16 protein-coding genes are annotated in these 14,664 nt (G+C 43.8%); all 16 read left to right on the top strand.

Translation table 11 applies throughout. The features are described 5' to 3' along the window. Window positions 1-698: hypothetical protein (locus A3738_RS30295; RefSeq protein WP_197473472.1), on the top strand; the 698-nt coding region annotated here is incomplete at its 5' end. An 81-nt stretch (window positions 699-779) separates the two neighbouring features. Then, a complete protein-coding gene (locus tag A3738_RS00345; RefSeq protein WP_197472235.1) occupies window positions 780-1,760 on the top strand; it encodes a TonB C-terminal domain-containing protein in 981 nt (326 codons plus the stop codon). 19 nt (window positions 1,761-1,779) lie between these two features. Next, the gene (locus tag A3738_RS00340; protein ID WP_068501075.1) at window positions 1,780-2,793 is read left to right on the top strand and encodes a class I SAM-dependent methyltransferase; all 1,014 of its coding nucleotides are present in this window, start codon (window positions 1,780-1,782) and stop codon (window positions 2,791-2,793) included. 29 nt (window positions 2,794-2,822) lie between these two features. Next, entirely contained in the window at window positions 2,823-3,467 is a 645-nt protein-coding gene (msrA, locus tag A3738_RS00335; protein WP_231876480.1) for a peptide-methionine (S)-S-oxide reductase MsrA, read from the top strand. A 375-nt stretch (window positions 3,468-3,842) separates the two neighbouring features. Continuing rightward, complete coding sequence (gene urtA / locus A3738_RS00330) at window positions 3,843-5,129, top strand: urea ABC transporter substrate-binding protein (RefSeq protein WP_068479100.1); 1,287 nt, start codon at window positions 3,843-3,845, stop codon at window positions 5,127-5,129. 104 nt (window positions 5,130-5,233) lie between these two features. After that, window positions 5,234-6,850, top strand: coding sequence for an urea ABC transporter permease subunit UrtB (gene urtB, locus A3738_RS00325; RefSeq protein WP_068503471.1), 1,617 nt, complete (start codon window positions 5,234-5,236; stop codon window positions 6,848-6,850). Window position 6,851: 1 nt separating this feature from the next. Beyond that, window positions 6,852-7,952 (top strand): urea ABC transporter permease subunit UrtC, encoded by a 1,101-nt coding sequence (urtC, locus tag A3738_RS00320; RefSeq protein ID WP_068479106.1) that lies wholly within the window; start codon window positions 6,852-6,854, stop codon window positions 7,950-7,952. Next, entirely contained in the window at window positions 7,949-8,785 is an 837-nt protein-coding gene (gene urtD / locus A3738_RS00315) for an urea ABC transporter ATP-binding protein UrtD (RefSeq protein WP_068479109.1), read from the top strand. Before urtC ends, urtD begins: the two co-directional genes overlap by 4 nt. Before the next feature lie 2 nt (window positions 8,786-8,787). After that, window positions 8,788-9,483, top strand: coding sequence for an urea ABC transporter ATP-binding subunit UrtE (gene urtE / locus A3738_RS00310; RefSeq protein WP_068479113.1), 696 nt, complete (start codon window positions 8,788-8,790; stop codon window positions 9,481-9,483). A gap of 34 nt (window positions 9,484-9,517) precedes the next feature. Then, window positions 9,518-10,405 (top strand): urease accessory protein UreD, encoded by an 888-nt coding sequence (locus A3738_RS00305; RefSeq protein ID WP_068503474.1) that lies wholly within the window; start codon window positions 9,518-9,520, stop codon window positions 10,403-10,405. Window positions 10,406-10,422: 17 nt separating this feature from the next. Beyond that, window positions 10,423-10,725: an urease subunit gamma gene (gene ureA, locus A3738_RS00300; protein ID WP_068479118.1), complete on the top strand. Its 303-nt coding sequence runs from the start codon at window positions 10,423-10,425 to the stop codon at window positions 10,723-10,725. Window positions 10,726-10,733: 8 nt separating this feature from the next. Further along, complete coding sequence (locus A3738_RS00295; RefSeq protein ID WP_068479121.1) at window positions 10,734-11,039, top strand: urease subunit beta; 306 nt, start codon at window positions 10,734-10,736, stop codon at window positions 11,037-11,039. An 11-nt stretch (window positions 11,040-11,050) separates the two neighbouring features. Continuing rightward, on the top strand, window positions 11,051-12,757 hold the full coding sequence (gene ureC / locus A3738_RS00290) for an urease subunit alpha (RefSeq protein ID WP_068503477.1): 1,707 nt from the start codon (window positions 11,051-11,053) through the stop codon (window positions 12,755-12,757). A gap of 17 nt (window positions 12,758-12,774) precedes the next feature. Further along, a complete protein-coding gene (ureE, locus tag A3738_RS00285; protein WP_068481813.1) occupies window positions 12,775-13,227 on the top strand; it encodes an urease accessory protein UreE in 453 nt (150 codons plus the stop codon). A gap of 15 nt (window positions 13,228-13,242) precedes the next feature. Next, entirely contained in the window at window positions 13,243-13,887 is a 645-nt protein-coding gene (locus A3738_RS00280) for an urease accessory protein UreF (protein WP_068481816.1), read from the top strand. 1 nt (window position 13,888) lies between these two features. Further along, the gene (gene ureG, locus A3738_RS00275) at window positions 13,889-14,503 is read left to right on the top strand and encodes an urease accessory protein UreG (RefSeq protein ID WP_068481442.1); all 615 of its coding nucleotides are present in this window, start codon (window positions 13,889-13,891) and stop codon (window positions 14,501-14,503) included. Window positions 14,504-14,664: the final 161 nt, after the last annotated feature.

The raw sequence follows: 14,664 nt of genomic DNA, 5'->3' as shown, positions 1-14,664 counted from the left end.
AGAAAGCAGAACAAGCCAAGAAAGCAGAACAAGCCAAGAAAGCAGAACAAGCCAAGAAAGCAGAACAAGCCAAGAAAGCAGAACAAGCCAAGAAAGCAGAACAAGCCAAGAAAGCAGAGCAAGCTAAAAACAAAGACCAGTTAAAAAATAATAGTAAAAGAACAAAAGCTTTATCTGACAAGGAAGGCGACTCGGTTCATCAAAGGTTGAATGGACCAACTGAATTCTCTGATGAGGCCGTCTTTGCATTAGTACAAGGCAGCAAGACTTTGAAGGCGCTAAGTGATCGGCAATTAGTGACGCAAGTTGTGACACAGGGCGGCGAATCCGCTCTGAAAAGCTTACAAAGAGCAGTCGCCCAGCAAATGGACCCAGAGCAATTTCAAATTGTTAACGGTACGGTGAACTCAATGTACGAACAAATAAAGGATCTAATTGAGTATGGCGAGGATCTGCCAGAATGGGATGGACGATTTTATAATGGCGCGATTAGTTTTGTTGTATCTGAAGAAGGGCTTATTCACGGATTGAAATTTAAGAAGAGAAGCGGCTATAAAGAGCTTGATGACTATATGTACAATGCACTGCAGTCTGCTAAAAAGTTTGAAATGCCTAGTGATGAGACGGCTGCTCTCTTCGTACGCTTACAGAGATTAAAGCTAGACTATAGTCACGAGGATACCAAGGGCTTTAAATAGGCAGTCGAGTTAATTCGCTAAATGAGCACTAACTACCAGCAACAAAAAGTTTTTTCTAGATTAGTGCTACTGAGTACTATATTGCACGCTATTGTATTTGTTGCAGTCTATTCATTTTCTCAAACAGAAAACCACTCAAAACACGCGTACACTGCAATCAACCTGTCCTTGACTAGTGTTTCTCCACGCATAGTAGAAGCGCGTAAAGAACGCCCCCCCATAGAAGAACCTCCTGAACCAGAAATTGAGGAAGTAAAGAAAGATAAAGTAAATGAAGAGGACTTAATTGATCATTTGATCAATGAGCACAAGCTTGGTGATGAATTTAGTTCGAATAACCAAGATGTCACGAAAGAGGCTCAGCTAGATTTTGGAGCAAAGCAAGAAATCGTTAAAAAGAAAGAGTCCAGTATAGGCACGAAAGGTGATAGGGAGGCGGTCAGTACAGTAGATTTATTTGCACCAATTGATATGGTAGGAAACGGCGCTCTTGAGGTGGACGCATTTACGGGAGTTAGTGACGAAGTTGGAGTTGGTGACGAGGCTGTTGCAAACGATTCTTCTGGTAAAGCTGAACTTGGCGCTGAATCAGACATCGCTTTTATCCCGCCAGAAGAACTTAAAATCCCGCCGGAGTTTTTGGGTAATCTCGGAAACATGGAGCTCTTAGAGGAACGTGATCTAGGTAATGCATATGTGGAGGACCCGTTTGCAGAGCAAGAATCAAAAGAATTCAAGATTGTAAATCGATATCTAAAAAGACTTAACGAGCAAGTTTACGAGTACTGGGTGAATCCGTATCAGGGAACGAAGCTCTTTGAAGGTGTTATTAAGCTTGAGCTTGATGCTAGTGGTTATATCGTTAATGCCTATATATACAAACCCAGTGGACATCGTTTACTAGATAGTTCAGCGTTAGATGCAATTAGAGCTGTACCTCGCTACGAAGTTCCGGATAATCCCGTTATCACAGAACGCCATTACACTAACCTCCGTTTTTATTATTCGTCAATTAAACAAGAAACGGAATTAATGCCATTTGAAGTAGCTGAACAGAATTAGTTTCTATTAAGGAGTGTGCGTGACACAAGCCACCGCCCAAGTAATCGAGCGTAACGAAGATCTTTTTCCTAACGAAAGTAGTTATTTATTTATTGAGCCACCATCAGAGCCAACAAATAATGTTTTTGCGTTACACGATGTTGTGACGTTCAACTACAGAACCTATAAAGCTTTCGAAGAGTTTGATAAAGAAAATATTGTCTTTGGTATCCCTGAAAGTAGCGATCGTTATGACGGTATTATTTTGTTTATGCCAAAGTCAAAATCTGAGTTGGAGTTGTATTTAGATCTGGCAGCAAGCGTACTAGCAGATCATGGCAAACTGTATCTGTTAGGCGAAAAGAAAAGCGGTATTGCGAGCGGCGCAAAGCGACTCGCGGCTCGTTCAAAAGAGTGCGTAAAAATCGATTCAGCCAAACACTGTCAGCTGTGGGAAGCGTCCGGCGTATCGGCTACTAATGCATTCGATATACAAGATTATTTTGAAGTTTTCGATTTTCAGCTCGATCCCGAGAATAAACTCAAACTCGCTGCACTACCTGGTGTCTTCGCGAGTGGGCGGTTAGATGAGGGAACAGCTTTGTTGCTTGAGCAGGATATTCGTCGCTTAAAAGGACGGACCTTAGACTTCGGTTGTGGGTGCGGCGTAATTAGCGTAGCAATTAAAACTTTGAATCCAGATATAGATGTCGAGAGTATAGACATCAACTGGTTTGCCCTAGAGACGACCAAGAAGACTTTATCCCTAAATGGATTAACGGCGTCGGTGTATGCGAGTGATGGTTGGGATGAAGTAAAAGGAAGAGTGAATGGCGTCGTAACTAACCCACCGTTTCATCAGGGCGTTTCAACAGAGTATATGACGACTGAGTCGTTTATTAAGACGGCCAAAGACAAAATGGCGCGCTATGCCCCCATGTATATAGTGGCAAATAATTTCTTAAGGTACCCAGAATTGATCACTTCAGTATTTGGCCGATGCTCTGATGTTGGACGAAACAACAAATTCGCGGTCTATTATTGCGAGCGTTAAAGTTCGAATGTTTTCGAAAGGAGGTAATAATGACTCNAAAACTTATGTCTAGTGTGAATTATTCCGGCGATGGCTCCGCTAGCATCCAATTTGATTGGCAATTGTTGCAAGGCGCCTCAACGCAACACTACGTCGACGGCACGCAATTTACTCCTCCTTTTGCTGAACATCTAGACTGTATTGCGCTTGGGCTTGGTTGCTTTTGGGGGGCTGAACGTGCGTTTTGGCAGCTCGACGGTGTTGTCTCGACTGCGGTTGGCTATGGTGGAGGAGAGCAAGCTGATCCGGACTACAAAACGGTCTGTAATGGTGCGACAGGCCATGTTGAGCTCGTTTTGGTTATTTTTGATGCGTCGAAAATTAGCATACAAGAGATTTTGAAGGTTTTCTGGGAAAAGCATGACCCAACACAGGGCATGAGGCAGGGGAATGACATCGGTTCTCAATATCGCTCTGCTATATATTGGATGAAGCCTGAGCATGAGGCCGTCGCTTTAAAAACGCTAAAAGAATATGAGAAAAAATTGTTGTCGCTTAGCTATAGTGCGATCACGACCGAAATAAAACCGCTTAATGCTTTTTATTATGCAGAGTCTTACCATCAGCAGTATTTAGCAAAGAATCCGGGTGGGTATTGCAGGCTTGGAGGGACAGGAGTTACTTGTACGATTTAGTAAAAAAAGCCCTTGAAGTTCAAGGGCTAAGTCCACTCTAGCGATTCCGCTAGTGATAACAAACCTGAAACATCCTGTATCAAGTGATTGTCACTGTACTGTGACAAATTAGAGCTTGCATACTAATTTTCTTTATTATTCCTTTTTGTTTGCCCATTAATTGGGCGATCTTAGCGCCTCCCACCCATAATTCAGCCACATTATGGTGCGTATATTTTTTGCTTATGCGTACAGCTAGCTGCGTTAGCTTGTTAAATTATTGTTTTATATATGTTTTTTAAAATGGGCGTGACCCTTGCTGAGTCAGCGATAGGAATATTGCGATTTAGCAGTCCTAAAAAAACCTAAAACAAACAAGGAAAGGGGAAGTTAACGATGAAAAACTTCAAGTCAAAACTAGCAGGCGTTGCAGCAGCAGTGTCGCTTTCTATGGGTGCGTCAGTTTCACTGGCCGCTGACACGATCAAAGTAGGTGTTCTTCACTCTTTGTCAGGGACGATGGCAATCTCAGAGACAACGTTGAAAGACACGGTGTTGATGATGGTTGAGGAGCAAAACAAAAAAGGTGGTGTTCTAGGTAAGCAGCTTGAAGCAGTAGTTGTTGACCCAGCATCTAACTGGCCATTGTTTGCTGAGAAAGCACGCGAGTTGATCGAAAAAGACAAAGTATCAGCTGTATTTGGTTGCTGGACTTCCGTATCGCGTAAATCAGTTCTACCTGTATTTGAAGAGTTGAACAGCATCTTGTTCTACCCAGTACAGTACGAGGGTGAAGAGTCTTCTAAAAACGTATTCTACACAGGTGCGGCGCCAAACACTCAGGCAATCCCTGCAGTTGATTACCTAGCAGAACAAGGTGTTGAGCGTTGGGTTCTTGCGGGTACTGACTACGTTTACCCTCGTACTACTAACAAAATCCTTGAGGCATACTTGAAGGATGCTGGCGTTGCAGCTGAAGATATCATGATCAACTACACGCCTTTCGGTCACTCAGACTGGCAGAGCATCGTTGCTGACATCAAAAAGTTTGGTGCAGAAGGTAAGAAAACTGCTGTAGTTTCTACTATCAACGGTGATGCAAACGTTCCTTTCTACAAAGAATTGGGTAACCAAGGTATTTCTGCAGAAGATATCCCAGTTGTTGCATTCTCTGTAGGCGAAGAAGAGCTTGCAGGTCTTGATACGGCTCCACTAGTAGGTCACCTAGCAGCATGGAACTACTTCATGAGTGTTGAGTCTGACGCTAACGACACGTTCATCGAAAACTGGCATGCGTTTATCGGCGACGAAGATCGTGTGACAAATGACCCAATGGAAGCAACTTACATTGGTTTCAAAATGTGGGTTGAAGCAGTTGAGAAGGCAGGTACTACTGACCCAACTGCAGTTCAAGATGCAATCATTGGTGTATCTGTTCCTAACTTAAGTGGCGGTCTATCAACTATGATGCCTAACCACCACATCACTAAGCCTGTTCTAATTGGTGAGATCCAAGACGACGGTCAGTTTGAGATTGTTTCTTCAACTAACGGTCTTGTTCAAGGTGATGCTTGGTCTGACTACCTGCCTGGTTCTAAAGACGTTATCTCTGACTGGAGAGCTCCACTAGCATGTGGTAACTACAACGTTAAGACTGGTAAGTGTTCTGGTCAAAACTTCTAAGATAGAAGTTTCTGTAAAGCAGTAATTGAGAGGGCTAATCATAGCCCTCTCTTTCCAACCATATAAAAACTATAACAATACAATTTCATCTCCAAGGAATTACCATGGCGAGCCTGAGAAATTGCTTAGGGCGGTCTTTTGTCGCCTTAATATTACTATTCATGTCCCACGCATTGAGTGCGAGTCAACAGTCTTATGATGATGGTGTTGAAGCATTAACGAGTGCAAAACTTAAAAAAGTGGCTGTTGGCGTCCAGCTATTAATCGATTCAAAACACGCCGACTCTCAATCTATTTTGTCAGCCTTATTGGACGGCAAGATATTTCGACATAAGAAAGAAAAAACCTTAGTTCAAGTAATCGATGAAACCGACGAAGGTAGAACGGTTGTCTTTTTGTCTGATCCGAGTCGTACTGAGTTAATAACGAAAAAAAGAGCGATTAAACGTGTACCTCTTAACAATAATCTTCGACGCGATATTAGAGGTTTTTTAGCCGCACAAAATATTCAAAATGAAGATTCTAGTGTTCGTAGTGCTGCTATTCAGTCTTTATTAAAAGGCGCTGATCAAAATTCACTTCGCGTAATGCAAGAGCAGCGAAAAGTCGAACAAGACAAAGATGTATTGTTTTTACTCGATACGGCGATCGCTCTAGATACGCTTGAAAAAGGTAACACGGAACAAAAACTTCAAGCCATTACAGTTCTTGAAGAAAGTTTAGAGCCAGATGTGCGCAACGCCTTGCAGGTGTATGCAGATAAAAACGAAGACCCAGTTTCGGCGGCCGCATCTAAAGCCTTAGACAAAATTGCCGAAAAAGCGGATTTCTACTCAGTTCTTGAGACCATCTTCTTCGGGTTAAGTCTAGGTTCTGTATTAGTTCTCGCGGCCATTGGATTAGCGATCACCTTCGGTGTGATGGGCTGTATCAACATGGCGCACGGTGAGTTGATCATGATTGGTGCGTATACAACGTATGTTATCCAGTTATTGATGCCAAACTCTATTGGTGCTTCGATCATTATGGCAATCCCCGCTGCATTCGTGGTCTCAGGCCTTGTTGGTATTGCCATTGAGCGCGGAGTTATCCAATTTTTGAAAGGAAGGCCATTGGAAACGCTTTTGGCGACGTTCGGTATAAGCTTGCTGCTTCAACAAGCGGTTCGTACTATTTTCTCTCCACTGAATCGTAGTGTTGAAACTCCTGAGTGGATGTCTGGGTCGATCGAATTCAATCCTATCTTTTCTATTACTTTAAATCGTCTTTATATCATTCTGTTCTGTTTGGCTGTGTTTGCCTTATTGTTTTTTATTTTAAAGAAAACCGTTTTGGGCCTTCAGGTACGAGCGGTATCGCAAAACCGAGATATGGCGCGCGCTATGGGTGTTAGGTCTGAGTGGGTGGATGCACTTACATTCGGATTAGGCTCTGGTGTTGCGGGAGTCGCGGGTGTTGCACTTAGTCAGCTGACTAATGTTGGCCCCAACCTCGGGCAGTCTTACATTATTGACTCGTTTATGGTCGTAGTATTCGGTGGGGTTGGTAATTTATGGGGAACGCTCGTCGCAGGAATGTCCTTAGGCGTTGCCAACAAGTTGCTTGAACCGATGTCTGGCGCGGTACTTGCGAAGATACTCGTGTTGATATTTATCATCCTGTTTATACAGAAAAAACCACGCGGTTTGTTCCCGCAAAAAGGACGAGCAGCGGAGGCTTAACATGATCAGTTCTATTCAAACAGATAATAATGTCGTCTTTGATAAAGCGACAAAAATCTTTCTTGGAGTGCTTGCAGCGCTGACCTTCTTGGTTGTTATCTGTAACACCATGTTTGAGGCAGGCAGCGCACTGCATATTCCAACGTATACCGTTACTTTGTTGGGCAAGTATTTAACGTTTGCTCTTTTGGCTGTCGCGGTCGATTTGATTTGGGGTTACTTGGGTATTCTTAGCCTTGGTCATGGTGCATTCTTCGCTTTAGGCGGATATGCGATGGGCATGTATCTAATGCGTCAAATCGGTGATCGTGGTGTATACGGAGATCCAGTATTGCCTGATTTTATGGTGTTCCTAAACTGGAGTGAGCTGCCTTGGTTCTGGCACGGCTTTGACCAATTTTGGTTCGCCGCGCTTATGGTGGTTGTTGCCCCTGGTGTCTTAGCGTTCGTATTTGGTTGGTTAGCGTTTCGTTCTCGTGTGACTGGTGTATACCTTTCAATCATCACGCAAGCTTTAACCTTTGCTTTGATGCTCGCTTTCTACAGAAACGAGATGGGCTTTGGTGGCAATAACGGATTGACAGACTTTAAAGACATTTTAGGGTTTGATCTTCAGTCTGATGTGACAAGGCTGACCTTGTTTGGCTTGTCTGCCCTCGCGCTTGCATGCGGTTATATTGCTTGTCGATTTATTGTGACCTCGAAGCTTGGTCGTCTGGCGATGGCGATTCGGGATGCGGAATCAAGAACGCGCTTTATTGGGTACAAAGTTGAAAACTTTAAGCTATGGATTTGGACTTTTTCAGCAGCATTAGCAGGTATTGCAGGCGCGTTGTATGTGCCACAAGTTGGCATTATCAATCCGAATGAATTCTCTCCTTTGAATTCAATCGAGTTGGTTGTATGGGTGGCATTAGGCGGTCGAGCGACACTCTACGGCGCTGTTGTAGGGGCGATATTTGTTAACTATGCCAAAACATACTTTACCGGCGTACTTCCCGAAGTTTGGTTGTTTGCCCTGGGTGGCTTGTTTGTCGTGACCACAATATTTTTACCAAAAGGTGTGGCTGGTCTAATGGCGCGTAAGGAGGCTGCAGCATGAGCGATATGTTTACAGGCTACATAGATGCCGTCCGCCATAAGGATCGTGTATTCGATTTTATCCAACCAATGGATAACCCGAAATTAAATGTGGATAAGGGTTGCATTCTATATCTCGAGGACGTGAGTGTTAGCTTTGATGGGTTTAAGGCTATTAACGACTTGAATCTATATATCAATGAGGGCGAGCTGCGCTGCATTATCGGTCCAAATGGTGCCGGTAAAACGACCATGATGGATATTATTACTGGTAAGACGCGCCCCGATACTGGCAGTGTTTATTTCGGGCAGAATATTAATCTACTCAACATGGATGAGCCTGAGATTGCAGAATCTGGGATCGGTAGGAAATTTCAAAAGCCTACAGTGTTTGAAGAGCTGAGTGTTTTTGAAAATCTAGAGCTAGCGATGGCAGGTAATAAGTCAGTTGTAGGGACTTTGCTAGCGAAGCTATCTGGTGAGCAACTAGATCTTATTGATGAGACCTTAACCTTGATTGGCTTGAAAGACGAGTCAATTAAACGGGCAGGATCATTGTCTCATGGCCAAAAGCAATGGCTTGAGATTGGGATGCTTATTATGCAAAAACCGAGATTATTGTTGGTTGATGAACCTGTAGCTGGAATGACTCACCAAGAGATGGATAGAACGGCAGAGCTTTTGATTTCATTAGAAGGAAAGCATTCCGTGGTTGTAGTAGAACACGATATGGATTTTGTGCGTTCAATCGCGAGAACCGTGACCGTATTGCATCAAGGTTCTGTGTTGGCCGAAGGGACCATGGATGAAGTTCAAAATAATCCTAAAGTTAAAGAAGTGTATCTCGGAGAGTAATGATGCTTAGTATTTCGAATTTGAACCAATTTTATGGTGAAAGTCATACTCTTTGGGATCTCGATATTGAAATAGAAGAGGGTAAGTGCACCTGTCTGATGGGGCGCAATGGTGTTGGGAAAACCACCTTGCTTAACTGCGTAATGGGGCTTATCCAGCCAGCATCTGGGAGCATAAAGCTAGGAGATAAAGATTTAACTAGTTTGAGTGCGGAGCAGCGTGCGCCAAGTGGAATTGGATATGTACCTCAAGGGCGTCAGATATTTCCTATGCTTACAGTCGAAGAGAACCTTCAAATTGGATTGCCAATCCGCAAGGATAAAAAGAAGCAAATTCCTGACTTTATTTATGAACTCTTCCCTGTACTGCACGACATGAAGCATCGACGAGGCGGAGATTTAAGTGGCGGCCAGCAACAACAGCTTGCTATTGGACGTGCGCTAGTGCTCGACCCAAAGCTACTGATTTTGGATGAGCCTACTGAAGGGATTCAACCGAATATTGTTCAGGAAATCGGCGATATCATTCGCAAACTAAATAAGGATATTGGGCTTACTGTACTTCTAGTGGAGCAAAAGCTTCCTTTTGTTCGTCGTACATCAGATAACTTCATAATCATGGATCGCGGCCGAAAAGTGGCTATGGGTGGTTTAGAAGAATTAAATGATGACTTGGTTAGGGAGTACTTAACGGTATAAACTACCTGCTCGCTTCGGTTTAAATTAAAGAAAGATGAATGCAGCAGTCCACAATCCTTTAGATGGCCTTTCAAGCTATGGTTCAGACCGTGCTTGGGAGGCTAATCTTCACTTATCTTATGCGTTAAAAAGTAACAGAACGATCGTCAGTGATATGCGTTTTAAAGGGCCTTTGCGCGTGCAGAGACCTTTTTATCCCGAGCAAGGACGATGTCACACCTACTTGCTTCACCCCCCGGGTGGGATGGTAAGTGGCGATAAAATCGATATTTCTGTTGATGTCAACGAAGGTGCGGAAAGTTTTATTACAACGCCTTCTGCCGGCAAACTTTATGGCGCAGACTCAGAAAACGTTGTTCAAACTCAAAATATAGAACTCAATGTTGCCGATAACGCGACCTTGGAGTTTCTTCCTCAAGAAAATATTTTATTCGATCGCGCAAACGGCAAGCTTTCGACGTCAATTAATCTTAGTAAATCTTCCAAATTTATTGCGTGGGATATGTTAAGTTTCGGGCGTCCTCATGGTGGGTACCATTTTAAGAGCGGCAGCTTAGACCAGCTTCTCCAAATTAAGATTGATGGCAAATTAGTTTTACATGAGGGATTTAAGACGGATGACGATCTAACAATACTATCTAGCCCAGTCGGCATGATGGGGCACCTTCATATGGGCAGTTTGTTTATCGTCGTACCGAAGAAAATAGAACATTATGTCGCTTGGACGGAGCAGGCGAGAGAGCTACTCGTTAATGATGAAACACTCCGCATGGCCGCAACGCAGCGTAACGGCGTACTGATGATTAGGGCGCTCAGCGATGATATTGAGATGCTTAGAAACGCATTTATAAAAGTATGGCAAGGGTTGCGTTTAGCAGTACTAGAACAAGAACCAGTTATGCCGAGAATATGGCTTACCTGACTTAACAAGGAATTACTATGGAACTCAGTCCGAGAGAAAAAGACAAATTGTTGATTTTTACCGCTGCACTCGTTGCCGAGCGTAGGCTCGCACGAGGCGTAAAGCTAAATTACCCTGAGGCGGTCGCACTTATTTCTGCTGCGATTATGGAAGGTGCCAGAGACGGTAAAACGGTCGCGGAGTTGATGAGCGAAGGGCGCCAGATTCTTTCTAGTAACGATGTGATGGATGGCATTGCTGACCTACTACATGAAGTACAGGTTGAAGCGACTTTTCCTGATGGAACGAAACTTGTTACTGTCCATAACCCGATTGTTTAGGAGCGAACATGAAGCTTGGTGAGTATTTTATTAAAGAAGGCGAGATCGAGCTTAATGCTGGTCGACCCGTTACTGCGATTAAGGTGGCCAATACGGGTGATAGACCTATTCAAGTTGGCTCTCACTATCATTTTGCAGAGACAAATTTGGCGCTTGAATTCGATCGTAACGAAGCTAAAGGGAAGCGCTTAGATATACCAGCTGGTACTGCAGTTAGATTTGAACCAGGTCAGTCGCGTACTGTTAACCTAGTGGAATTTGCCGGTAAAAAAGAGATATATGGCTTCCGTGGTGATGTGATGGGTAAGGTATAGGGAGATTTATAATGAGTAAAATTTCAAGAGAAGCCTATGCCAATATGTTTGGCCCCACGACTGGTGACCGAGTCCGCCTAGGCGATACCGAAATTATTATTGAAGTTGAGAAAGATTACACGGTATATGGCGATGAAGTTAAGTTTGGCGGCGGCAAGGTCATTCGTGATGGTATGGGGCAAAGTCAGGCTATATCTGATGAAGTCGCCAATACCGTTATTACTAACGCGCTCGTTCTTGATCATTGGGGTATAGTTAAAGCTGATGTGGCGATAAAAAATGGTCGTATTTGGGCAATTGGTAAAGCTGGCAATCCTGATACACAAGAAGGTATCACAATTAATGTCGGCCCAGGGACAGAAGTTATTGCTGGCGAAGGGCAGATTCTAACTGCTGGCGCTGTTGATGCACACATTCACTTCATTTGTCCTCAACAAGTCGAAGAAGCATTAATGTCTGGTACGACAACCATGCTCGGCGGAGGAACAGGGCCTGCTACGGGTACTAATGCAACTACTTGTACACCTGGTCCGTGGCATATTGAAAGCATGATGAAAGGTACTGACGACCTTCCAATGAACTTTGGGTTCTTAGGTAAGGGAAATGTCAGTCAGCCAGAACCTATTGCTGAACAGATCAAGGCTGGGGCATTTGGGCTTAAACTACACGAGGATTGGGGTACTACGCCGCAGTCTATCGATAACTGTTTGTCTGTTGCAGAAGAATATGACGTTCAGGTTGCTATCCATACGGACACTTTGAACGAATCCGGATTTGTCGAAGATACCATCGCTGCATTCAAAGGGCGTGGCATTCATACGTATCACACTGAGGGGGCGGGCGGTGGTCATGCTCCAGATATTATCAAGGCGTGTGGCTATGAAAACGTTTTGCCTTCGTCTACGAATCCAACAAGACCTTATACGATCAACACTATCGATGAACACTTAGATATGTTGATGGTGTGTCATCACTTAGATCCTAATATTCCAGAAGACGTTGCATTTGCTGATTCGCGTATTCGTAAAGAAACCATTGCCGCTGAGGATATTTTGCATGACCTAGGTGCGTTTTCTATGATCGCATCAGACTCTCAAGCGATGGGTCGTGTCGGTGAAGTGATTAGTCGAACTTGGCAAACTGCACATAAAATGAAAGTTCAGAGAGGTTTGCTTAAGGAAGATCAGGACCTAGGTTGCGATAACTTTCGAGCGAAACGATACATCACCAAATATACGATTAATCCAGCAATTACGCATGGTATTGCGCATGAGGTCGGTAGCATTGAAGTGGGTAAGCTTGCTGACTTGGTCTTGTGGAAGCCGGCGTTTTTCGCGACCAAGCCTAGCTTGATTCTGAAAGGTGGAGCGATTGCCGCAGCACCAATGGGTGACCCGAACGCTTCGATTCCAACGCCGCAGCCAGTGCATTATCGCCCAATGTTTGCCGCAATGGGGCGATCCGTTAATGCAACGAGCGTAACTTTTGTATCTCAGGCCGCATACGATGCGAACATAAAAGAAAAGTACGGTTTAGCGCGTCGCCTAGAGCCATGTAAATCGGTTCGTACAGTTAAAAAGCAAGATATGATTCATAACGCTGAAATGCCAGTCGTAGAAGTAGATCCACAGAATTATGAAGTGCGAGCGGATGGAGTTTTGCTGCATTGTGAGCCCTTAGCTGAATTACCTTTGGCTCAGCGCTTTTTCTTATTTTAGGTATTAAATAATTACAAATGTTAAAAGTAGATAAAAAGCACCATCATCACGGTGAACTTACTCGCGAGATCACGCATACAGTCGTACTTGATTACGATCAAAGATCTAAAGGACGATTAAAAGCGGTAACAACCGCTGGGCAGGATATCGGCCTATTTTTAGAGCGCGGCAAAGCCCTGAGAAATGGCGATATTCTCGAGACGAAAGATGGTGAACTCGTTCTTGTTCAATCTGCCAAAGAGAACTTGATCGAAGGATCATGTGACGATTGGTTGGTTTTCAGCAAATGCTGTTATCACTTGGGCAATCGACATGTGCCTATTCAAATCGATAAATTAAGCCTGCGTATGCGGCCTGATTACATATTAGAAGAAATGATGCAGCAGCTCGGGCTATCTACGAAGACTGTAGAAGCTGGGTTTGACCCTGAGTCAGGCGCCTACGCCGGTGGCCATCATCACCATCATTAAGAGAGTAATATTAAAATGATCGGCTTACTGTATTTGGCTAGCCCGACTCTCCCCATAGGGTCGTTTGCCTATTCTCAGGGGCTTGAGAAAGTCATTGAGACGGAGCGAGTGAGTGATCGTGAAAGCTTGCGCGCTTGGTGTTTTGATTATATTCGACTCGGTCTTTGTCAGCTCGATATTCCTTTGCTAAGTAAGTTATATCACGCTTTGGAAAACGAAGATCAGAGCGAATTTGAAGATTTGAATGAGCTCGTTTTCGCTAGTCGTGAAACAAGTGAACTGTATAGCGAGGAGCTTAATCTTGGGCAAAGTCTTCGGCGTTTGATCCGCACTCAAGACGCTATTACGAGTTTGCCTGTAGCAATGCCTTCGAAACCAAGTTTCCTAGCTGCGTACGCGTATGCTGCAAAAGGTTTAGGTTTGTCCATTGATGAGCTTAAGGTGGCCTTTCTCTGGAGTTGGTTAGAAAACCAGGCCGCAGTTGCTTGTAAGGCTATCCCTCTTGGCCAGACTGACGCGCAGTCTATATTACTTGAGTCTCGAGAGCTTATCGAAAGATCTATTTCTGCGGGTGAGGGCGAAGTATATGGCTCCTTGCCTGGGCAAGTTATTTTTAGTGCGCTGCACGAAACCCAATATTCAAGATTATTTAGGAGTTAACATGACCACACAGTGTTTGCGTGTTGGAATCGGAGGGCCTGTTGGCTCAGGCAAAACGGCCTTATTAAAAAACCTTTGTTCAGAGTTACGTCATCGTTACAACATGGCAGTCGTAACAAACGACATCTATACGAAAGAAGACGCTCAGTTTTTATTACGTCATGAAGCGCTAGACGAAGATAGGATTATGGGCGTTGAGACTGGTGGTTGTCCGCATACCGCAATCCGCGAAGACGCTTCAATGAATCTTGCTGCGATCGATGAATTACAAGATAAGCATGAAGGCTTGGAACTTGTTTTCGTTGAAAGCGGTGGCGATAACCTGAGTGCGACATTCAGTCCAGAGTTATCCGATCTAACTATTTATGTAATCGACGTTTGTGCTGGGGATAAAATTCCACGTAAAGGTGGTCCGGGCATTACGAAATCTGATTTATTGATTATCAATAAAATCGATGTCGCAGAGCAGGTAAATGCTTCACTAGAGGTAATGGACCGCGATGCCAAAGCTCAACGCGGAGATAAACCTTTTATTTTTACAAACATGAATGCCAAGCATGGGCTAGATGAAATCATCAGCTTTATTCAGGATAAAGGAATGCTGCGTCCAGCCTAAATTGATATAGGTCAATTTTGAAACTATTTATCCCATTTCAAACTGAGACTTGCATCACGCATGGTCTCAGTTTGCGTTTTATAGCGTAGAAAAAATACACTTTTTAATGTTAAAGTTTGTAACACGCTTGCTCGATATGAGCTATCTAATAAAAACAACCT

It is taken from the genome of Oleiphilus sp. HI0066 (genome assembly GCF_001635725.1).
The sequence above is the reverse complement of the archived record's forward strand: the minus strand, read 5'-3'. Positions and strand labels throughout refer to the sequence as shown.